Source organism: Vibrio sp. EJY3, assembly GCF_000241385.1.
GTDB lineage: Bacteria > Pseudomonadota > Gammaproteobacteria > Enterobacterales > Vibrionaceae > Vibrio > Vibrio natriegens.
On record NC_016613.1, the window covers coordinates 3449383 to 3472106 of the forward strand.

Annotated in this window: 19 protein-coding genes; 10 read left to right on the plus strand and 9 right to left on the minus strand. The window is 47.1% G+C overall.

The genetic code is table 11. From position 1 onward, the window contains the following. The first annotated feature begins 50 nt into the window (after window positions 1-50). The 3 genes from ccoG to VEJY3_RS15740 are packed head-to-tail and all read left to right on the plus strand — an operon-like array spanning window position 51 to window position 3149. Window positions 51-1472, plus strand: a complete 1422-nt coding sequence (gene ccoG, locus VEJY3_RS15730; protein WP_014233396.1) for a cytochrome c oxidase accessory protein CcoG — start codon at window positions 51-53, stop codon at window positions 1470-1472. A 54-nt stretch (window positions 1473-1526) separates the two neighbouring features. Next, the gene (locus VEJY3_RS15735) at window positions 1527-2513 is read left to right on the plus strand and encodes a serine/threonine protein kinase (protein WP_014233397.1); all 987 of its coding nucleotides are present in this window, start codon (window positions 1527-1529) and stop codon (window positions 2511-2513) included. Window positions 2514-2546: 33 nt separating this feature from the next. Then, window positions 2547-3149: a thiol:disulfide interchange protein DsbA/DsbL gene (locus VEJY3_RS15740; RefSeq protein ID WP_014233398.1), complete on the plus strand. Its 603-nt coding sequence runs from the start codon at window positions 2547-2549 to the stop codon at window positions 3147-3149. A gap of 43 nt (window positions 3150-3192) precedes the next feature. On the opposite strand, the gene VEJY3_RS15745 is transcribed toward VEJY3_RS15740, so the two are convergent. Next, on the minus strand, window positions 3193-4071 hold the full coding sequence (locus VEJY3_RS15745; RefSeq protein ID WP_014233399.1) for an acyltransferase: 879 nt from the start codon (window positions 4069-4071) through the stop codon (window positions 3193-3195). A 239-nt stretch (window positions 4072-4310) separates the two neighbouring features. Here VEJY3_RS15745 and VEJY3_RS15750 point away from each other — a divergent pair, with 239 nt between their 5' ends. Beyond that, window positions 4311-5267 (plus strand): DUF2860 domain-containing protein, encoded by a 957-nt coding sequence (locus VEJY3_RS15750; protein WP_014233400.1) that lies wholly within the window; start codon window positions 4311-4313, stop codon window positions 5265-5267. 31 nt (window positions 5268-5298) lie between these two features. Here VEJY3_RS15750 and VEJY3_RS15755 read toward each other — a convergent pair whose 3' ends face one another. After that, window positions 5299-6822 (minus strand): YifB family Mg chelatase-like AAA ATPase, encoded by a 1524-nt coding sequence (locus VEJY3_RS15755; protein WP_014233401.1) that lies wholly within the window; start codon window positions 6820-6822, stop codon window positions 5299-5301. A gap of 467 nt (window positions 6823-7289) precedes the next feature. Between VEJY3_RS15755 and ilvG the strand changes: the two genes are divergently transcribed. The 4 genes from ilvG (at window position 7290) to ilvA (ending at window position 12791) form a co-directional block, all read left to right on the plus strand. Next, the gene (gene ilvG, locus VEJY3_RS15760; RefSeq protein ID WP_014233402.1) at window positions 7290-8936 is read left to right on the plus strand and encodes an acetolactate synthase 2 catalytic subunit; all 1647 of its coding nucleotides are present in this window, start codon (window positions 7290-7292) and stop codon (window positions 8934-8936) included. Between the two features lie 11 nt (window positions 8937-8947). Next, a complete protein-coding gene (ilvM, locus tag VEJY3_RS15765) occupies window positions 8948-9232 on the plus strand; it encodes an acetolactate synthase 2 small subunit (protein ID WP_014233403.1) in 285 nt (94 codons plus the stop codon). Window positions 9233-9399: 167 nt separating this feature from the next. After that, the gene (gene ilvD / locus VEJY3_RS15770) at window positions 9400-11241 is read left to right on the plus strand and encodes a dihydroxy-acid dehydratase (RefSeq protein WP_014233404.1); all 1842 of its coding nucleotides are present in this window, start codon (window positions 9400-9402) and stop codon (window positions 11239-11241) included. Window positions 11242-11243: 2 nt separating this feature from the next. After that, entirely contained in the window at window positions 11244-12791 is a 1548-nt protein-coding gene (ilvA, locus tag VEJY3_RS15775) for a threonine ammonia-lyase, biosynthetic (RefSeq protein ID WP_014233405.1), read from the plus strand. Window positions 12792-12838: 47 nt separating this feature from the next. Here the strand turns inward: ilvA and punR are convergent, their stop codons facing one another. Next, window positions 12839-13741, minus strand: coding sequence for a DNA-binding transcriptional activator PunR (punR, locus tag VEJY3_RS15780; RefSeq protein ID WP_014233406.1), 903 nt, complete (start codon window positions 13739-13741; stop codon window positions 12839-12841). 153 nt (window positions 13742-13894) lie between these two features. On the opposite strand from punR, the gene punC reads away from it, so the two are divergent. Further along, window positions 13895-15094 carry a purine nucleoside transporter PunC gene (gene punC, locus VEJY3_RS15785; RefSeq protein WP_014233407.1) on the plus strand — a complete coding sequence of 400 codons (1200 nt, stop codon included), beginning with the start codon at window positions 13895-13897 and terminating at the stop codon, window positions 15092-15094. Between the two features lie 65 nt (window positions 15095-15159). Here the strand turns inward: punC and VEJY3_RS15790 are convergent, their stop codons facing one another. Then, on the minus strand, window positions 15160-15936 hold the full coding sequence (locus VEJY3_RS15790) for a transporter substrate-binding domain-containing protein (RefSeq protein ID WP_014233408.1): 777 nt from the start codon (window positions 15934-15936) through the stop codon (window positions 15160-15162). 115 nt (window positions 15937-16051) lie between these two features. On the opposite strand from VEJY3_RS15790, the gene VEJY3_RS15795 reads away from it, so the two are divergent. Next, window positions 16052-16795 (plus strand): amino acid ABC transporter permease, encoded by a 744-nt coding sequence (locus VEJY3_RS15795; protein WP_041170375.1) that lies wholly within the window; start codon window positions 16052-16054, stop codon window positions 16793-16795. An 85-nt stretch (window positions 16796-16880) separates the two neighbouring features. Here VEJY3_RS15795 and glmU read toward each other — a convergent pair whose 3' ends face one another. The 5 genes from glmU to atpA all read right to left on the minus strand — a co-directional run bounded on the left by glmU (window position 16881) and on the right by atpA (window position 22724). Further along, on the minus strand, window positions 16881-18242 hold the full coding sequence (gene glmU, locus VEJY3_RS15800; RefSeq protein WP_014233410.1) for a bifunctional UDP-N-acetylglucosamine diphosphorylase/glucosamine-1-phosphate N-acetyltransferase GlmU: 1362 nt from the start codon (window positions 18240-18242) through the stop codon (window positions 16881-16883). A 149-nt stretch (window positions 18243-18391) separates the two neighbouring features. After that, window positions 18392-18814 carry a F0F1 ATP synthase subunit epsilon gene (locus tag VEJY3_RS15805; protein ID WP_014233411.1) on the minus strand — a complete coding sequence of 141 codons (423 nt, stop codon included), beginning with the start codon at window positions 18812-18814 and terminating at the stop codon, window positions 18392-18394. 18 nt (window positions 18815-18832) lie between these two features. Beyond that, entirely contained in the window at window positions 18833-20236 is a 1404-nt protein-coding gene (gene atpD, locus VEJY3_RS15810) for a F0F1 ATP synthase subunit beta (RefSeq protein WP_014233412.1), read from the minus strand. 35 nt (window positions 20237-20271) lie between these two features. Next, the gene (gene atpG / locus VEJY3_RS15815; protein ID WP_014233413.1) at window positions 20272-21138 is read right to left on the minus strand and encodes a F0F1 ATP synthase subunit gamma; all 867 of its coding nucleotides are present in this window, start codon (window positions 21136-21138) and stop codon (window positions 20272-20274) included. Window positions 21139-21182: 44 nt separating this feature from the next. Further along, on the minus strand, window positions 21183-22724 hold the full coding sequence (gene atpA / locus VEJY3_RS15820; RefSeq protein ID WP_014233414.1) for a F0F1 ATP synthase subunit alpha: 1542 nt from the start codon (window positions 22722-22724) through the stop codon (window positions 21183-21185).

Consider the following 22724-nt stretch of genomic DNA (forward strand, 5'->3'; position numbering starts at 1 on the left):
TCATCAGAAATGACGCCGAACATTATAAAAAGCCTAAGAAGGATGAGTACATGAGTCAGGATAAAATCGACATTAAAGATGTGACTCCGAAAACTTTTAACCCCAAAACCCACAAAGGTAACGGGGATCGTTTTAACCCAAGCAATCGCATCTATGTACGTGAAAGTAAAGGAACCTATCAAAAGCTAAGACGCTACGGCGGCTGGTTTTTACTGCTACTGTTTGCTTTGACACCTTGGATTCCGTACGGAGATCGCCAAGCGATTTTATTGGATATCGGTAATCAGCAGTTCAACTTTTTTGGCACCACACTCTATCCGCAAGATCTTACTCTACTTGCACTGCTGTTTGTTATTGGGGCATTTGGTCTGTTCTTCATCACCACCTTTTTAGGTCGGGTCTGGTGTGGTTATCTGTGTCCACAAACCGTCTGGACTTTCATGTACATCTGGTTTGAAGAAAAACTCGAAGGCAGTGCGAATAAGCGTCGTAAGCAAGACGCCAACAAGCTCACCGCTAACTTAGCTATGCGTAAAACGCTCAAGCATATCGCCTGGTTTTCGATAGCGCTGATCACCGGATTCACCTTTGTCGGTTACTTTGTGCCAATGAAGCAACTGGTGATCGACTTCTTCACGTTTAACTCCAGCTTCTGGCCTGTTTTCTGGGTGATGTTCTTTGCAATCTGTACCTACGGTAATGCCGGCTGGATGCGATCTATCATGTGTATTCACATGTGCCCTTACGCACGTTTCCAGTCCGCCATGTTCGACAAAGATACCTTCATAGTTGGTTACGATACCAAACGTGGTGAAAAACGCGGCCCACGCTCACGTAAGGCCGATCCAAAACAACTTGGTTTGGGTGACTGTATCGACTGTGATTTATGTGTGCAGGTGTGCCCTACTGGCATCGATATCCGCGACGGTTTGCAATATGAGTGCATCAACTGTGGTGCCTGTATTGATGCGTGTGACCAAACCATGGATCGCATGGGTTATGAAAAAGGGTTGATCAACTACACCACCGAACACCGTTTATCTGGTAAACATACGAAGGTTATGCGTCCGAAACTGATCGGCTATGGCGCGGTATTACTGATTATGATCGGCTTATTCTTCGCTCAGATTGCGTCCGTTGATCCGGCTGGTATGAGCGTGCTTCGAGACCGTAACCAACTGTTCCGCATCAATAGCGCGGGAGAAGTCGAGAATACTTATACGCTCAAAGTAATCAACAAGACCCAGCAAGTGCAAGAGTACCAACTGGATGTGACAGGCATGAGCGATGTGAGCTGGTATGGAAAACAGACCATTCAGGTACAACCTGGAGAAGTATTGAACTTACCAATGAGTCTTGGCGCAGATCCTGACAAGCTAAACTCTGCGATAACCACAATTCAGTTTATACTCACCGATAAGAGCAATGAATTCACCATCGAAGTGGAAAGCCGGTTTATCAAGAAACTCTGATTTCAAATTCGATGACTAACGGAAAAAGGCTCAGTAATGAGCCTTTTTATTTATATGTCCCAAGGTACGTTTAACTTTGACGCCCTTACCCCAGACTTTATGTGGTATGCGTTAGAAAGCATTGGTATTCGCGCGGAATCTGGCTTTCTCCCTCTCAATAGTTATGAAAACCGCGTTTATCAGTTTACCGATGAGGAGCGTCGCCGCTATGTGGTGAAGTTCTACCGCCCTGAGCGTTGGAGCAACGAACAAATTCAGGAAGAGCACGATTTCACTTTGGAGCTAATCGAAAATGAAATCCCGGTCGCGCCACCTGTCATTCTTAACGGTCAAACATTACATCACTACCAAGGCTACGGTTTTGCCCTGTTTGAAAGTGTTGGCGGACGCCAGTTTGAAGTCGACAATCTGGATCAACTGGAAGGCGTCGGTCGATTTTTAGGTCGAATCCATAAGGTTGGCGGTAAAAAGACCTTTCAACACAGGCCAAGCATCGGTTTACAAGAATACCTCTATCAGCCTAGAGAGATTCTGCAAAATTCGAACATGATTCCAATGCATCTGGAGAACAGTTTCTTTAACGACCTGGATATCCTGATCAAAGCTATCGAAAATCACTGGCAGGACAGCTTTAGCTCTATTCGTCTGCATGGCGACTGCCACCCGGGTAACATTCTTTGGCGCGATGGACCGATGTTCGTCGACCTGGATGACGCCCGAAAAGGACCCGCAGTACAAGATTTGTGGATGCTGTTGAATGGTGAGCGACAAGATAAGCTGATGCAACTGGATATCGTTCTGGAAGCTTATCAAGAGTTTTGTGATTTTAACTCCGCAGAATTGAAACTAATTGAACCACTTCGCGGTCTACGAATGGTGCATTACATGGCATGGTTAGCAAAACGTTGGCACGACCCTGCATTTCCGTTGGCTTTTCCATGGTTTAATGAGCCAAAATATTGGGAAGGTCAGGTTCTTGGCTTTAAAGAGCAGATTGCCAACTTAGAAGAAGCACCCCTTTCTTTAATGCCTCAATGGTAAGTCAGCCAACTAATTCAAAATGGAGATATATAAATGAAAAAGCTGTTCGCACTGTTTTCTATGTTGATGCTGAGCCTTTCAGCACAAGCCGCACAATTCAACGAAGGTGAACACTACAAAGTATTAGATCTAGAGGCTTCTAATAAGCCTGTAGTGACTGAATTCTTCTCATTTTACTGCCCACACTGTAATTCGTTTGAGCCAATTATTCAGCAACTTAAAAAGCAGTTACCAGAAGGCGTGAAGCTACAAAAGAACCACGTATCCTTTATGGGTGGCAGCATGGGCCCTTCAATGAGCAAAGCATTCGCAACTATGGTTGCGCTTAAGGTTGAAGATAAAATGGTACCTGTGATGTTTAACCGCATTCACAATTTGCGCAAAGCGCCGCGCGACGATGCGGAACTGCGTCAAATCTTCTTAGATGAAGGTGTGGACGAGAAGAAGTTCGACTCAGCATTCAAAGGTTTTGCTGTCGACTCTATGGTTCGTCGTATGGACAAACAGTTTGAAGACAGTGGCCTGACAGGTGTTCCGGCCGTGATTGTAAACAACAAATACCTGGTACAAGCGCAAAGCATCAAAACCATGGATGAGTACTTTGCTCTGGTAAACTACTTATTAGAACTTAAATAATCCGTCTAGATTTCACAAAGGGGAGCTTCGGCTCCCCTTTGTTTTATCTGTGTATCTCTTGCAGTAACTGGTCTTTCTCTTGCCAAACATCACCCAACCACTGCTGAAACTGACGCTTGTAGGGTTTATCGTTAAAGTAATCACCCTGCACTTGTTCATTGACCGGCAGTACCTTCACACGAACCACTATTTTGCTCATACGGCCCATTAACATGTCTCTGAATGGTTTATGGGTATTTTCCGGATAAGCCAACGTGACATCAATAATACTATCAAACTGATCACCCATAGCAGCCAGCGTGTAAGCGATGCCACCAGACTTTGGCTGCAACAAATGTTGATATCGTGCTTTGCTCTGGCGTTGCTTTTCTAGCGTAAAACGCGTGCCTTCTACGTAATTGACTACCGTCGTGGGAGTATGCTTAAACTTAGCGCAAGAGCGACGCGTGGTGGCTAAATCCTGACCACGCTTATGCGGATTACGGATCAGATATTCGCGCGAATAACGACGCATAAACGGCATATCCAGAGCCCAGAAAGCCATACCAATAAATGGCACATACAACAGTTGCTGTTTGAGGAAAAACTTTGGCATTGGGATACGATCTTTAAACACACAACACAGCACCACAATGTCAGTCCAACTCAGATGATTGCTGATCAAAAGGTACCAGCCATCTTTCTTTAGCTCATCGCCACCTTGCACATCCCATTCAACGCGATTGGACAGCGCGAGTATCCCCGCATTTACCGTTGCCCACGCCCACATCACCTTGTTAGCGGCTTCGGTTCCCTTCGCTTTTAGCTTTACGCCTGGAAGTAACAGTTTAATCACGGCGATAAAGCAAATAACCAATGAACAGATCGCCGAATTGATTATGACTAGAGACGCATTAAGAAGAAGTAACAAATATGCCAACATGATAACAGCGCTAAGGTGTGAGTAATAAAACAGCGTGTAATTATACTGTCACATTGCTACATTGAAACATTTATGAGAATGGTCTGATTAGTTACCACTTACCTGCTTGACCTTGCACAATATGAAACAAAGGGAATATATTGTCGTATTGGTTGGGAAAAGAAATTAAGTCACTCTCCAATACAAATAAACACTCAACCATTGCTCGCACCATTCATTCGCAAATAGGGAGATCATGAATGAAACCAAGACTCACTGTCTTGACCTTGGCCTTTATCGTCAGTTCAGCTCAAGCTCAACTCGCAGAAACCGCTGGATTCAGCGGTGAGATTTCACTTAACGCTGCCTTTATTGCATCAGAATCTAATTTTAATACCGATAACAGCAAAACCATCGATTCACTCAATCACAGTGCAGATAGCGATAGCTCTGTAGTCGCAGCGCCGCTTGGAAACATCGCCTATACCTTCGGTACGCAGCTCAACCAACAAGTCTATGCAGGGACCACTCGTTCAGATGTGGCCATCGGTACACTTGCATTTCAGCTAGGCTATCAATACCAATTGCCATCAGGCACCGTACTCGATGTATCGTACTTGCCAACCATATTAGAAGGTGAAACCTGGCGTAATCCGTATCAGGTGGGCATGGCTAGGCGCACAACCGATGAGGGCGGTAACGCGTACCGTTTTCAGGTTAAAGGGCTGATTGATAAAAACTTCAATCTTGATCTTGCCTATGCCAACAAAGAAATTGATAAAGAGGAAGTGACGGATCGCTCTTTGGCTCGTGATGCTGATATTTACTACATCAAAGGTGACTATCGAATTTCACTTGATCGGACTTCCATCCTGCAACCTGCATTTACTTACATTAACCAAGATGCCGATGGTAAAGCAGAATCCTTCGACTCGTATGGGTTTGAACTGAGCTGGTTTAAGTTCATCAATCGTCACCGTTTAGCTCTGACTGGCGGTTATACCCTTGAGGACTATCAATCTGAAAGCCAGACCTTCACCAAGACGCGCAGTGACGATACGTTGAGCTTGTTTGCCGCTTACGAATACCAAAATGTGTTTGATTGGCAAGACTGGTCTTTCATTTCATTCGCAGGCTATAGTCAAACCGACTCAAACATTACTTTCTATGACGAGAAGGAATACCTATTCTCATTAGGCTTCAGCTATCGCTTTTAATTTTCTGGCCGCTATTTAGGGTAAGGACTGATTACACAGCCTGAGCAGTAAGCTGTTTCAGTAATCGGTCCATTGCTCGATATCCAAGGGCTTCCGCCAGATGGGCGCGCTCAATCTGCTCTTCCCCATCCAGATCGGCAATAGTGCGGGCAACTTTAATGATTCGGTGATACGCACGAATGGACAGTCCCAGTCTATGTAAAGCTGTCTCCAGAAACTCTGCATCACTTTTTTGTAACGGGCAAAACGCTTCTATCTCACGACTACCCAGCAAAGCGTTCACCTTACCGCTGCGACTTAACATCTGCTGACGTGCGTCATTAACGCGCTCTTTCACAACCACTGTTGGCTCACCGCGGTCCCCACCCTCAGATAATGTGCCCTTTGGCAAAGCAGGAATTTCCAGAGACATATCGAATCGATCGAGTAGCGGTCCCGACAGACGACCTAAATAACGCAGAATGGCTTGTGGATTGGTACGTGCTTGATTGCCTTCGTAGTAGCCAGTCGGGCTGGGGTTGAGAGCGCCCACCAGCTGAAAACGGGCAGGAAATCGTGTTTTGCCCTGAGCCCGGGAGATGATTATTTCGCCTGACTCCAGCGGTTCTCGCAGCGAATCCAGCACCTTGCGATCGAACTCCGGCATTTCATCCAGAAACAACAAGCCATTGTGAGCCAGAGAAATTTCTCCCGGCCTCGGAACCGAACCTCCGCCGACTAAAGCCGCCATAGAACTGGAGTGGTGTGGAGAACGAAACGGCCGTATCTTCCAGTTATGCTCATCGACTTCGCTTTGTGTTAATGACGCGACGGATGCGGTTTCCATCGCTTCATCATCACTCATTTCAGGTAACAAATCGCATAAGCGCGACGCTAACATGGTTTTTCCTGTTCCCGGCGGTCCAAGGAAAAGTAAGTTATGGTTTCCTGCTGCAGCAATCTCAAGCGCTCGCTTACCCTGTTGCTGGCCAATGATGTCCTGTAAATCTCGGTTATGGCTTTCTGTTGTTTTACGCTTAGGTGATTTATGCAGATTAAGCCGATGTTGACCACACAATTCAGCACACACCTCAAGCAGCGACTGAGCGGATTTATGCTGTTCTTTACCTACCAACGCCGCCTGATCACCATTCACATGTGGCACGACCAAATGGCGCTGAAACTTGCTTGCAGCGAGTGCGGCAGGTAGCACCCCTTTTACTGGTCTTAAGCCTCCAGACAATGCTAACTCACCAACAAATTCGTAGTTTTTGAGCTTATCTGTCGCGATTTGCTCTGAAGCGGCCAAAATACCCAGCGCTATGGGTAAGTCAAAGCGTCCGCCCTCTTTGGGTAAATCCGCCGGAGCTAAGTTGACCGTAATGCGTTTGGCAGGAAATTGAAAATTGGAATTGATAATGGCACTACGTACACGATCCTTTGATTCTTTTACCGTGGTTTCTGGCAGCCCGACCAGAGTAAAGCCCGGCATACCGTTACTAATATGTACTTCCACACTAACTGACGGCGCTTGTACACCGACACTTGCCCGACTATGAATGATTGCCAGCCCCATACGATCCCCAACCAGTTATTGATTGCTTTATAAACAAATGTTTTCACTATGTGTTTATGTTATATACCGCGTCTTAATTGGGAGTTAATGTGAAAAAAGAATGACTTTTTGCTTGTCATGCAGAGGAATTGTGTGATACCACTAATGACGCAAACAATTTCGTAGAACATTACACAACAAAATTTAACGAAAACAGAACGACAGACAGATGAATCTTTTCGCTTACATTAACTCACTGCTAGCCCTGATTATCGTGGTCATTATTGGCACCGCGCGGGGTATTGTGGGCGAAAGATAACCACAAATTACAAAAAACCCCCGCACTGAAAGGTCCGGGGGTTTTTTTACAACTACAAGTTGTCATCTGTCTAACCCTTAGACAGTTTAACGGGAAGAATGGGAGTGCACATGAAGTGCAAAACAAATGGTAATAGCTACGAGCCGCAACGTAGCAAAGGAGGTTTACGATGACTGGTGCACAACTTGTCGTAGCCGCTTTAAGACAGCAAGGTATCAAGACCATCTTTGGTTACCCCGGTGGGGCGATCATGCCAATCTACGATGCTTTGTATGACGGAGGTGTAGAGCACATCTTATGTCGTCATGAACAAGGGGCAGCCATGGCTGCAATCGGTATGGCTCGCTCGACTCAGGACGTTGCAGTTTGTATGGCGACTTCTGGCCCTGGTGCGACCAACCTAGTGACTGGCCTTGCCGACGCTTTCCTTGATTCAGTTCCACTGGTAGCCATCACAGGTCAGGTTGCCAGCTCTCATATCGGTACCGACGCTTTCCAGGAAATGGATGTGATTGGTATGTCTCTAGCCTGTACTAAGCACAGCTATCTGGTTACCGAGATCGAAGATCTTGCCCCGACTCTGGCTGAAGCCTTTGAAGTAGCGAAAACCGGACGTCCGGGTCCTGTCATTGTTGATATCGCGAAAGACGTTCAACTCGCTCAAGCACCAACCGATTTACTGACTCCTTACGTTGCTCCAGCAATCGAAGATGTCGCTGCCGAAGATATTAAACGTGCGCAAGAAGTGCTAGCAGCTTCTACTCGCCCGGTTTTATACGTCGGTGGTGGTGTTCAGTTAGCTAAAGCGACCGATGCAGTACGAGAGTTCTTACGTCTGAACCCGATGCCAGCGGTAAGCACTCTGAAAGGCCTAGGCACGATTGAACGCCATGACCCTCACTATCTAGGCATGTTAGGCATGCACGGCACTAAAGCGGCCAACCTCGTCGTTCAGGAAGCCGATCTGCTGATTGTGGTCGGTGCACGCTTTGACGACCGTGTGACGGGCAAGCTTGATACTTTTGCACCCAATGCGAAAGTGATTCACATCGATATCGATGCGGCAGAAATCCATAAGCTACGCCACGCCAACGCACCACTACGTGGCGATATCAATACCATTCTTCCTCAGCTTGAACTTACACAAGACATCACACCTTGGGTTCACCACAGTGAAAGCTTACGCAGTGGCTTCAAGTGGCGTTACGACCATCCGGGTGAACTGATCTACGCACCACTGCTGCTTAAGCAGTTGTCTGACATGATGCCGGATAGCTCTATCGTCTCAACAGACGTAGGCCAACACCAAATGTGGGCAGCGCAGCATATCCAGCCGCGTGACCCACAAAACTTCATCACTTCTGCCGGTCTGGGCACCATGGGTTTTGGTCTTCCAGCTGCAATGGGCGCTGCAGTCGCACGTCCGGATGATCAGTCTATCCTTATTACTGGTGACGGTTCATTTATGATGAACGTGCAGGAATTAGGTACGCTAAAACGTCGCCAGATTCCGGTGAAGATTGTTCTTCTTAACAACCAACGTCTTGGCATGGTCCGCCAATGGCAGTCATTGTTCTTTGATGGCCGACACAGTGAAACTATCCTTGATGACAACCCTGACTTCGTGATGCTGGCAAAAGCATTCGACATTCCGGGCAAAACCATCACCAAAAAAGAAGAAGCGGAACCGGCTCTGAAAGAGATGCTGGAAAGCAAAACTTCTTACATGCTTCACGTGTTAATCGACGAAGAAGAAAACGTGTGGCCTTTGGTGCCACCTGGCGCATCAAACAGTGATATGTTGGAAAACACCTAGGAGACGATCACATGGACAGATATTTACTCGACATCAAAGCCGATGACAAACCGGTATTGTTAGAGCGCGTTCTACGTGTGATTCGTCACCGAGGCTTCGTGATCAAACAAGTTGCTGCGACTCAAAACCACGAAAGTAAAGTTGCCAGTGTGGAAATCATCGTCGACAGCGATCGACCAATCTCATTTTTGATCAATCAAATTGAAAAACTGTGGGATGTTCGCAAAGTTGAGGTACTAAAAATCCGCAACGATGAACTGCCAAATCACAACTTACAACAACAGGTAAGTGCATAAGAGCCCTGTGGCAACAAGCGAAACAATGGAAATGGACAGCGCCGAGCGTTGTCCAACAACTAAACTACTGCAAGAGGCCGACGATGGCCTATTTAACAGCACCACGAAAGAGAAGTGGGCTGTTTAGACTGTGTGTACACAGAGCAGAAGTAAGAAGGAATTAGGAAATGCCAAAATATAGATCAGCAACCACCACACATGGTCGTAACATGGCGGGCGCACGCGCGCTTTGGCGTGCAACTGGCGTAAAAGATGAAGACTTTGGTAAGCCAATCATCGCTGTGGTGAACTCGTTTACTCAATTTGTACCAGGCCACGTACACCTGAAAGATATGGGCCAATTGGTTGCAGGTGAAATCGAAAAAGCAGGTGGCATCGCAAAAGAATTCAATACCATTGCTGTCGACGACGGTATCGCAATGGGTCACGGCGGTATGCTTTACTCACTGCCTTCACGTGAATTGATTGCCGACTCTGTAGAGTACATGGTCAATGCACACTGTGCCGATGCTATGGTGTGTATCTCTAACTGTGACAAAATCACTCCAGGAATGATGATGGCCGCTATGCGCCTGAACATTCCGGTTATCTTTGTTTCTGGCGGCCCAATGGAAGCAGGTAAAACCAAGCTTTCTGATCAAATCATCAAGCTAGATTTGGTTGATGCGATGATCCAGGGCGCAGATCCAACCGTGTCAGATCAACAGAGCGAACAGGTCGAGCGCTCGGCTTGTCCAACCTGTGGCTCATGCTCAGGCATGTTTACCGCCAACTCAATGAACTGCCTGACAGAAGCGCTAGGCCTCTCTCAACCAGGCAATGGTTCGATGCTGGCAACACACGCTGATCGTGAACAACTGTTTATTAACGCTGGTAAACGCATCGTTGATCTGACTCGACGCTACTACGAACAAGATGACGAGTCCGCCTTACCACGCAACATTGCCAACCGCGACGCCTTTGAAAACGCAATGGCGCTGGACATCGCAATGGGTGGCTCAAGCAACACCGTTCTACACCTTTTAGCTGCGGCTCAAGAAGGTGAAATAGACTTCGATATGAACGATATCGATGAAATGTCTCGTCGCGTACCACACTTGTGTAAAGTGGCCCCATCGACACAGAAATACCACATGGAAGATGTACACCGTGCGGGTGGCGTAATGGCTATCTTAGGTGAACTCGACCGTGCTGGTTTGCTAAACGGCAGTACGAGTACGGTATTGGGCATGACTATGCAGCAGCAGCTTGCCGAGTACGACATCATGCAAACGGAAAACGAAGAAGTACTTAAGTTCTTCCGAGCAGGCCCTGCTGGTATCCGCACCACCCAAGCATTCTCACAAGACTGCCGCTGGGATCGCCTAGACGATGACCGTGCCAATGGCTGTATCCGTTCAAAAGAGAACGCATTCAGTCAAGAAGGTGGCCTAGCCGTTCTCTCAGGCAACATTGCGGTTGATGGATGTATAGTCAAAACAGCTGGTGTTGATGAGGAAAACCTTAAGTTCCAAGGCCCTGCGATTGTTTTTGAAAGCCAAGATTCAGCAGTTGATGGCATCTTAGGTGGTAAAGTTAAAGCGGGTGAAGTCGTAGTTATTCGTTATGAAGGTCCTAAAGGCGGTCCGGGTATGCAGGAAATGCTCTACCCAACTACTTACCTGAAATCGATGGGATTAGGCAAATCTTGTGCCTTGCTAACAGATGGTCGCTTCTCAGGTGGCACATCGGGTCTGTCAATTGGTCATGCATCCCCAGAAGCAGCCAGTGGCGGTACGATTGGCTTGGTTCAAGATGGCGACATTATCACCATTGATATCCCAAGTCGCTCTATCACCCTCGATGTAGCAGAAGATGAGCTGGCAGCACGTCGTGCAAAACAAGATGAACTCGGTTGGAAACCAGTTGATCGCCAACGTGAAGTTTCTTTTGCACTTAAAGCGTACGCTAGCATGGCAACCAGTGCTGACAAAGGTGCAGTACGAGACAAGTCTAAGCTAGAGGGCTAGCAATGATGGAATCTCAACCCGCAAAGAAAGTAAATCAAACTGGCGCAGACTATCTGCGCCAAATCCTGCGTGCGCCTGTTTATGAAGTCGCAACGGTTACGCCACTGCAAGATATGCCGCGTCTGTCGGCACGCATTGGCAACAATGTGCAAATCAAACGTGAAGATCGCCAGCCAGTGCACTCTTTCAAGCTGCGTGGCGCTTACAACATGGTTGCCAGTCTGTCTGAAGAGCAAAAAGCTGCCGGTGTCATTGCGGCGTCGGCGGGCAACCATGCTCAAGGGATGGCTTTATCGGGCACTAAACTAGGCATCAAAACCACGATCGTAATGCCAAAAACCACGCCGGATATCAAGGTTGATGCAGTACGTAGCTTTGGTGGTAACGTTGTGCTGCATGGCAACAACTTTGATGAAGCGAAAGCGGAAGCTGAACGCCTGTCAGAAGAACATGGCTACACCTTTGTGCCACCGTTCGATCATCCATTGGTGATTGCTGGTCAGGGCACCATTGGTATGGAAATGCTGCAGCAAAATGGCCATCTGGACTACATATTTGTTCCGGTAGGCGGTGGTGGTCTGGCGGCAGGTGTCGCGGTATTGGTTAAACAGCTGATGCCGGAAATTAAAGTGATTGCTGTCGAGCCAGAAGATTCTTCCTGTTTGAAAGCAGCCTTAGATGCCGGAGAGCCTGTCGTACTTGATCAGGTCAGTATGTTTGCCGATGGTGTGGCGGTAAAACGCATCGGTGAAGAAACATTCCGTTTGTGTCAGAAGTACATTGATGGACACATCGCGGTATCAAGCGACGAAATCTGCGCAGCCGTGAAAGATATCTTTGAAGATACACGAGCGATAGCAGAGCCTTCAGGTGCGCTTGCTCTGGCAGGTTTGAAGAAGTTTGCCGAACAGAACAAACTCAAAGACAAAAACCTCGGTACGGTGCTGTCTGGTGCCAACACCAACTTCCATGGCTTACGTTATGTATCTGAACGCTGTGAGCTTGGTGAAAAGCGTGAAGGCTTACTCGCTGTCACGATCCCAGAACGTCAAGGCGCTTTCTTTGAGTTTTGTAACTTGATTGGTGGCCGAGCGGTTACTGAGTTCAACTACCGTTACAACGATGATGAACTGGCAAACATCTTTGTTGGTGTGCGTCTTCAGGGCGGCCAGGAAGAGCTGGATCATATTATTCGCGATCTGCGCGAAGGCGGTTATCCGGTGGTGGATCTATCTGATGATGAAATGGCAAAGCTACACATTCGCTACATGATCGGTGGGAAACCTTCCAAGAAGCTCAAGGAACGTCTCTACAGCTTCGAGTTTCCGGAATATCCGGGCGCGCTGCTGAAGTTCTTAAGCACACTTGGTACCCACTGGAATATCAGCCTGTTTAACTACCGCAACCATGGTGCAGATTATGGGCGTGTTCTTTGTGGTTTCGAGCTAGATGAAAGCGATTTAGCCCAATTTTCCGCACATTTACGCGAACTTGGCTACCAGTGTAAAGACGAAACGGATAACCCATCCTATAAGTTCTTCTTATCATAAACAGCCCAAAAAACACCTCGCTATAGCGAGGTGTTTTTATTTGATATTTAAGCCTGCAGCCAATCCTGATGTAGCTGACTGGATGATCCTAAGTAATCCACCATCCATTGGATCAAATTATGGTTCTCATCTTTACGCCATACTAAACAACAACGGCTTACGGGCTTGTCGTCCGGTAGAACCTTCTCCACCAGCACGCCATCATTGATCAATGGCATTGCGATATGGCGCGGCATAAACCCGACCCCAACTCCATTTTTCAGACATTCAATCGCGGCGTACCAGTTTGGCAGTAATAGACGGCGCTGATGGGGATAATGACCTGTGTGTCGCTTAGGCAATACGTTCGAAGTATCATCCAGACAGATAGCAGGAAACTGGCTGACATAGGCTTCAGTTAACGCCTGCTGACGCACACAGGGATGTGCCGGAGACATAACGAACGCCCAGTCCAGCATTCCCATGTCTCTGACTTCAAAGTCACCACCAACCGGAATGGCACTTGTTGCTCCAATCACAATATCCGCCCGCCCCTGTGCAATAGCCTCCCAAGAGCCGTTAAACACTTCCATGTTGATCTGCAACTCGGCAAACTCAAATTCGCGATAAAAATCTTCAATCAATGGTTTTAGCTTTTCCAGTTTAACCACGTTATCCAAAGTCAGCTTGAGCGTCGTCTGCCAGCCATGTGCCGCCCGGCGAGTCTGGGCTTTAACCTCTTCCATTTGGCGCAATAACACTCGCGCCTCTGAGATAAACAACTCTCCCGCAGGTGTCAGCTCAACCTTTCTTGGCAAACGTCGAAACAGCACTACGTCCAGATCTTGCTCTACCTGACGGACACCATAACTGATTGCTGAAGGCACTTTGTGCAACACCTCTGCAGCAGCGGTAAAGCTCCCCAACCGGGCAACGGTATCCAGCATTTCTAATGAAGATTTGGAAAACATCACTAAGTACCTTTCAAATTTTTTGATTGATAGTGAACAATTTTAACGTTTTATTTTTTGTAAATCGAAAAATAGAATAAAAGAACAAGTAAATCAGGGTTGGCGCCAACTGATATTGGTTAAAAAGTAATTAAATAATTTGATTGGTTAATAATGAAAATATCAAAACTACAACTCGTTTATCTTGCAGTGCTGTCGATGCTTGGCTTTGTTGCTACCGACATGTACCTGCCAGCTTTTAAAGCAATGGAAATCGACTTCGCGACAGGTCCGGAACAAATTGCCCTATCTCTGACCGTATTTTTAGGGGGAATGGCATTTGGCCAGCTGATGTGGGGGTTGGCTTCGGATAAGTTTGGCCACCGCAATACACTAGCCGCAGGTTTAGTTGTATTTACTCTTGCGTCATTCGGTCTGGCATTCTGCGATCAGGTTTGGCAGTTACTCTCTCTCCGCTTTGTCCAAGCTATCGGTGTCTGTGCACCAGCGGTTATCTGGCAAGCGATGGTTATTAAACGTTACTCGAGCAGCAGCCAGCAGATTTTCGCCACTATTATGCCTTTGGTTGCATTATCACCAGCGCTTGCTCCTCAATTAGGTGTGGTACTTGCGGACAACTTTGGCTGGCACAGTATTTTTATCACTTTAACACTGGTTGGCGTATTGCTTGTCGTGGCAACCATGATGCAGAAAGACGAAAAGGTGGAAGTAAAGCAGACCCGCATCTCAACAGATATTAAAGCACTGCTGGGCTCTAAGACTTACCTTGGCAACGTGACTATGTTTGCCACCGCTTCCGCTGCATTCTTTGCTTACCTGACCGGTATGCCAGAAATCATGGCGCAACTGGGTTATGAAGCCAAAGACATTGGTATGAGCTTTATTCCACAAACTATTGCATTCATGGCTGGTGGCTACTTAGGCAAAGTCGGTGTGCGCAAATATGGCGACAAAAACGTTTTACGCCAGTTGATAGGCTTATTTAGTGTCGCGGCACTGATGGTATTCGTTGCGTCACAATGGACGTTAACCTCTATCTGGCCAATTCTGGCGCCTTTCTGTCTGATCGCTGTCGCAAACGGTGCGCTATACCCAATAGTAGTAAACCGAGCGCTAGAGAGTGCTCATCAAAGCCCAGCAACCGCAGCTGGCTTGCAAAACAGCTTACAGATCTGCGTGAGTAGTCTTGCCAGCGCATTTGTTGCTGCTATGGCCAGCCAGGCTCAATCAGTCACTGGTATCGCGATTGTGATTTGTATGGCTGGTTTGTGGGTCGGCTACATTCTGTCTAATAGAGAGCTGGCTAAGCACTTTGCTACACCAGACAATTCTCGCGTGGTCAGCGAAGAGTAACTCTACACCAGAGTTCGATGACAACCTAGTGATAACAAGAGCCGTTCTATACGGCTCTTGGCATTTTATAGGCTTTTTAAGCCCCAATTTTCAGCAACTTGCTTGAAGAACCCTTGGGTTTCTTTTAGCTTCACCCAGTGATTGATGTAGTTAATCCAGACCTGATCATCTTGTGGCAGTAACATGGCTATCGGTGTTGGTCTACGCGGTGTTTCTACTGGGACTATCGCCAGCTGATTAAATTTCTCCACCAGCGTGGCGGCTTCTACATTCGATGTCACTGACACGTCAGCGCGGCGGGCTAATAGCTCCTGAAAATCTCGCGCGGGCGCTTCTATCACAATATGCTGCGCAGAAGGGAAAAACTCTTTCACCATCTTTTCTTGTACCGTGCCTAATGTCGCCGCGACTTTCACCTCAGAGTTATCAAAATCAGCCCAATCGGTATATTTCCCGAGGTCGCTCTTTTGTACGACAGGCACAAACGCAAGATAGAAATAAGGCTGGCTATAGCCGGCGACTTTGGCTCGTGACATATTTAATGACGCGCTTCCGGTGATGTCATACTTGTTGGCGGTAATTCCGTTCACCAACGTCTTCCAGTCTGTAGCTACGTATTCCACTTTTACCCCGAGATCTTTGGCTAACTCTGTCATCACATCAATATCGAATCCTCGATAACTATTCGTAGCGGGATCTTTCATTGTCATCGGGTTCCAGTCACCCGTAGTGCCGACTCTCAATACCCCTTTATCTAAAATATCTTGAAGACGACTCTGGGCGTACGCAACTTGAGTCATGGTGAGTAAACATATGCCTAAAGCGAGCAAAATTTTTTTCATGTTTATTCCCTTAACATTAATGACCTTATACAGGTTACTGATTAACCTTTATTACAACCCCATTGAAAAACATAGCAGTAACAATGGAAATGTTTGGTTAATTCAGGAAATCAACGTGAACTATCGTTATCTTTGGCTCACCACTTCACTACTATTACTGACTGGCTGCTCTGATTATCAATGGGGCTGGTACGTGCTCGACCCCTCGACAGAACAAGGACGGACAAACCTTCGATTCTTAGTGTCTGGATTTAATGACACGATTCAAGTATCGCTTCTGAGTATGCTGTTTGCCATGACTCTGGGGTTACTCATCGCCTTACCCGCCCTATCTAATTCGCCTGCGCTAAAATGGGTAAACCGTATTTATGTTGAAGTGATTCGCTCTATTCCGGTCCTGGTACTGCTGCTTTGGGTGTATTACGGCATGCCTACGTTACTTTCTGTCTCACTCAATCATTACTGGGCAGGGGTGATCGCGTTAACCATTGCAGAGAGTGCATTTATGGCCGAAGTGTTTCGTGGTGGGATTCAGGCAATCAGTCGCGGTCAGCATGAAGCGGCAGAGTCGATAGGTTTAAATTACTGGCAAAAGATGCGCTTGGTTATTTTACCTCAGGCGTTCAGGCAAATATTACCGCCGCTGGGCAATCAGTTTGTCTATATCCTCAAAATGAGTTCACTGGTCAGTGTCATTGGACTGAGTGATCTTACACGTCGGGCTAACGAGCTGGTGGTCAATGAGTACTTACCATTAGAGATATACTCCTTCTTAGTGTTGGAGTACTTATTATTGATTCTCTTTGTCTCTCAGGCTGTACGCTGGCTGGAGAAACGCATCGCAATTCCAAGCTACTAATCCAAACGGTGTAATCAGGTAGGAAAACAACAAAGCCGCTCAATTTGAGCGGCTTTGGTTTAAATTTGTCTTACGCTGGAGTGCGTTACTTTTTCTTTACCGGGCGTTGCCAGCCTGTGATTCTGCGCTCTTTAGCACGAGTAATCACTAACTCACCTTCGGCTACGTCTTTAGTCAGAGTCGTGCCTGCACCAATAGTCGCACCATCAGCGATAGCCACAGGTGCCACTAACTGGCTATCCGAACCAACGAAAACATCATCACCGATGATGGTTTTGAACTTGTTCGCACCATCGTAGTTACACGTAATTGTGCCGGCGCCAATGTTAGTGCGTTGGCCGATTTCAGCATCGCCCAGATAAGTCAGGTGGTTCGCTTTAGAGCCTTCACCAATACGCGCATTCTTCACTTCCACAAAGTTACCAACGTGAGAGTCGTTACGCATATCCGCGCCAGGACGCAGACGAGTAAATGGACCAACGGTACAATCTTCACCAACGGTCGCGCCTTCAATCACGCTGTATGGACGTACGATCGTGTTGTCATCAATCTCACAATCTTTCAACACACAGCCAGCACCGATAACCACGTTATCACCAAGCGATACACTACCTTCGATAATAACGTTCACATCAATTTCACAGTCCATGCCGCATTGAAGCTCACCACGTAAGTCAAAGCGAGCCGGATCACGTAGCATAACGCCCTGCTCAAGCAGTTTTTGCGCTTGCATAGATTGGAACGCGCGCTCTAGGCGAGCAAGCTGGGCACGATCATTCACACCTTCAACTTCAATCGCATTCACAGGATGGACAGCTTCCACTGCACGACCTTCATCGTGAGCGGCAGCAATGATGTCAGTCAGGTAGTACTCGCCTTGCGCATTATTGTTGTTTAAGCCTGACAACCAACGCTTCAGATCACCACCAGTCGCCACCATCACACCTGTGTTGATTTCTTTGATCTGTTTTTGTTCTTCGGTGGCGTCTTTCTGCTCGACGATAGCAACGACAGGACCATTCTTACGCACGATACGTCCATAACCAGTCGGGTTATCCAGAACTACCGTCAGCAACGCGATACCACCCGTTGGCTGGGCATCAAGTAAGCTCTCAATAGTTTCCGCAGAAATCAGTGGTACATCCCCATACGAGATAAGAATTTTCTCGTCATCTTCGAACTGTGCTGAAGCCTGATCCACCGCATGACCAGTACCTAGCTGCTCCGCCTGAAGTACCCAGTTTACTGGCTCTTCCGCTAGCACCTGTTTCATTTGGTCACCACCATGACCGTAAACTAGGTGAATATTTTGAGCACCAAGACCGGTACACGTATCAATGACATGTTTTGCCATTGGCTTCCCTGCCAAAGTGTGAAGCACTTTAGGCATGTTCGAATACATACGGGTTCCTTTACCCGCAGCAAGAATTACAGCACTGAATTTCATGGACAACCTATTGACGTTATTTATTTAATCGGCGGATATTTTAGACAGCTTGAAGGGATAAGTTAATGGTGAAAGGTCAATTTCTAACTAAAAATAATCAAAAAGGCGACCATTTGGCCGCCTTTTTCATGCAACGTTGCTAATTGAGCTTAGCGACGCTTTTTGGTCAGCTCGATAACTCGTAGCTGAGCAATGGCTTTAGCCAGTTCACTGGCCGCTTGTGCGAAGTCCATATCGCCATGCTGGTTCTGGATATTCTCCTCAGCACGACGCTTAGCTTCTTCTGCCTTCGCTGCGTCTAGATCTTCACCACGAATCGCTGTATCAGCCAGTACTGTAGCAGTACCCGGCTGAACTTCGACCATACCACCAGAGACATAAATGAACTCTTCGTGGCCGTGCTGTTTCACAATACGCACCATACCAGGCTGAATAGCGGTCAGAAGCGGAGTATGGCCATGGAAAATACCAAGCTCACCTTCGCTACCGGTCACCTGAAACGTCTCTACACGACCAGAGAAAATGCGTTTCTCAGCGCTTACTACGTCTAGGTGAAAGGTTATTGGTGCCATATCGCCTCCTAGTTAGCCTTATAGCTTCTTAGCATTCTCAATAGCATCATCGATGCTACCGCAGTACATAAATGCCTGCTCTGGAATGTCATCGTATTCACCAGCTAGTAGACCTTTAAAGCCACGTAGAGTCTCTTTAAGAGGTACGTAAACGCCCGGGTCACCTGTAAATACTTCCGCTACGTGGTAAGGCTGAGTAAGGAAACGCTCAATCTTACGTGCACGAGATACAACTTGCTTATCTTCTTCAGATAGCTCGTCCATACCTAGAATCGCGATGATGTCTTTCAGCTCTTTGTAGCGCTGAAGTGTCTGCTGAACGCCACGAGCGATGTCGTAGTGATCTTGACCTACTACTAGCGGGTCTAGCTGACGAGACGTTGAATCTAGTGGGTCGATCGCTGGGTATAGACCCATTGCTGCGATGTTACGGTTAAGTACAACCGTTGCATCCAAGTGCGCGAACGTTGTTGCTGGAGACGGGTCAGTCAAGTCATCCGCAGGTACGTATACCGCCTGTACAGACGTGATAGAACCTTGCTTAGTTGACGTGATACGCTCCTGAAGTACACCCATCTCTTCTGCAAGAGTTGGCTGGTAACCTACCGCAGAAGGCATACGACCTAGAAGTGCTGATACCTCTGTACCTGCAAGTGTGTAACGGTAGATGTTATCAATGAACAGTAGTACGTCACGACCTTCGTCACGGAAACGTTCTGCCATTGTAAGACCAGTCAGTGCAACACGTAGACGGTTGCCCGGTGGCTCGTTCATCTGACCGTAAACCATTGCTACTTTAGATTCTTCAGGATTCTCAACGTTTACAACGCCCGCTTCCTGCATTTCAAAGTAGAAATCGTTACCTTCACGAGTACGCTCACCAACACCAGCAAATACTGATAGACCTGAGTGTTGTAGTGCGATGTTGTTGATAAGTTCCATCATGTTAACGGTCTTACCTACACCTGCACCACCGAATAGACCGATTTTACCACCCTTAGCGAATGGACAAATTAGGTCGATTACTTTAACACCCGTTTCTAGAAGTGCTGTTTCGTTTGATTGCTCTTCGTAGCTTGGTGCTGCACGGTGGATAGAGTAAGTCTCTTCCGCACCGATTTCACCACACTCATCAATCGCGTCACCTAGGACGTTCATGATACGACCTAGAGTTTTAGTACCTACTGGTACTGAAATTGGAGCGCCAGTGTTAACCACTTCTACTCCACGACGTAAACCATCAGAGCTACCCATTACGATACAACGAACTACGCCACCGCCTAGCTGTTGTTGAACTTCAAGAACTAGACGCTCTTTTGAGTCCGTTACGTTTAGAGCGTCATATACACTAGGTACATCGCTCTGTGGGAACTCTACGTCGACTACCGCACCGATGATCTGTACGATCTTACCTGTAGCCATCGTTAATCCTCTAAACTATTTCGTTTTACCTAAGCTTAAACCGCAGATGCACCACCAACGATTTCCGACAGTTCTTGTGTGATCGCAGCCTGACGGGCTTTGTTGTACACAAGTTCCAAATCATCAATCAAGTTGGTTGCGTTATCCGTTGCAGCCTTCATCGCAATCATTCGAGCCGCTTGCTCACAAGCAAGATTCTCTACCACACCTTGGTATACCTGAGACTCTACATAACGCACTAGTAGCGTATCCAGTAGAGGTTTTGGCTCAGGCTCATAGATGTAGTCCCATGAGTGCTCACGCTGCATCTCTTTGCTGTCCGATTTAGGCAAAGGTAGCAATTGATCGATCGTTGGTTGCTGAACCATAGTGTTCACAAACTTGTTGAACACTACGTATAGACGGTCCAGTTCACCTTCATCGTATTTCTTAAGCATTACGCCAACAGAACCGATTAGGTCTTCCAGACTTGGATTATCACCAAGGCCAGAAACCTGTGCCGCAACTTTTGCGCCACCATGTTTAAAGAAACCGGTCGCTTTTGAGCCAATTACCGCTAGCTCAATTTCAGCACCTTTTTCTTTCCATGCTTGCATGTCTGTAACGGCTTTCTTGAACACGTTAATGTTCAAACCACCACACAGACCACGGTCTGTCGAAACGATGATGTAACCAACACGTTTAGCTTCACGCTCTTCTAGGTACGGATGACGGTACTCTAGGTTTGCGTTTGCCACATGACCGATCACTTTACGCATTGTTTCAGCGTATGGACGAGAAGCTTCCATTGCATCTTGAGAGCGACGCATTTTTGAAGCTGCTACCATTTCCATCGCTTTCGTAATTTTCTGCGTGCTTTTAACACTACCGATTTTATTACGTATCTCTTTTGCGCCGGCCATCGTTACTCTCCGTTAGTTGGTGGCAGAAACTGCCACCGACCTAATTACCAAGTTTGGGTTGCTTTGAAGTCGTCAGTCAGTTTTTTCAACTGAGCTTCGATTTCATCGTTGTAAGCACCAGACTTGTCGATCTCAGCTGCTAGTTCAGCGTATTGACCGCGAGCGTACGATAGTAGAGCCGCCTCGAAATCTAGAACTTTGTTCAGTTCTATATCATCAAGGTAACCGCGCTCTGCCGCGAAGATAGTTAGCGCTTGGTCAAATACAGACATTGGAGCGTACTGCTTCTGCTTCATTAGTTCTGTAACTTTTTGACCATGGTCTAGCTGTTTCTTCGTTGCTTCATCAAGGTCAGAAGAGAACTGAGCAAATGCTGCTAGTTCGCGGTATGCAGCTAGTGCTGTACGGATACCACCTGATAGTTTCTTGATGATTTTCGTCTGAGCTGAACCACCTACACGAGATACTGAGATACCTGGGTCAACAGCTGGACGTACGCCTGCGTTGAATAGCTCAGTTTGTAGGAAGATCTGACCATCGGTAATTGAGATTACGTTAGTCGGTACGAATGCTGAAACGTCACCTGCTTGAGTTTCGATGATAGGAAGAGCAGTCAAAGAACCAGTCTTACCTTTCACTTCACCGTTAGTGAAACGCTCTACGTACTCTTCGCTTACACGAGCTGCACGCTCTAGTAGACGAGAGTGTAAGTAGAAAACGTCACCTGGGAATGCCTCACGGCCTGGTGGACGTTTAAGTAGTAGAGAGATCTGACGGTAAGCTACTGCTTGCTTAGATAGATCATCGTAAACAATCAGTGCGTCTTCGCCGCGATCGCGGAAGTATTCACCCATCGCACAACCTGCGTAAGGCGCTAGGTATTGTAGCGCTGCAGATTCAGAAGCGGATGCAACTACAACGATAGTGTTTTGTAGTGCGCCGTGCTCTTCTAGTTTGCGAACCACGTTAGCAATAGTCGATGCTTTCTGACCGATTGCTACGTAGATTGAGAAAATACCAGAGTCTTTCTGGTTGATGATCGCATCGATCGCCAGTGCTGTTTTACCAATCTGACGGTCACCGATGATAAGCTCACGCTGACCACGACCGATTGGGATCATTGAGTCAACTGACTTATAACCAGTTTGCACAGGTTGGTCTACCGATTTACGGTCGATTACACCTGGTGCGATCACTTCTACAGGCGAAGTCATTTTCGCTTCGATTGGACCTTTACCATCGATAGGCTCACCCAGCGTGTTTACTACGCGGCCTAGTAGTTCTGGACCAACTGGCACTTCAAGAATGCGGCCAGTACCTGTAACTTTCATGCCTTCCCTAAGGTCAGCATATGGGCCCATTACAACTGCACCAACCGAGTCACGCTCAAGGTTAAGTGCCAGTGCAAAACGGCCACCCGGTAATTCAATCATTTCACCTTGCATCACGTCCGCTAGGCCGTGGATGCGGATGATACCATCGCTTACCGATACGATAGTACCCTCGTTACGAGCTTCACTAACAACTTCGAAAGATTCGATACGTTGTTTGATCAGATCGCTAATTTCCGTGGAATTAAGTTGCAT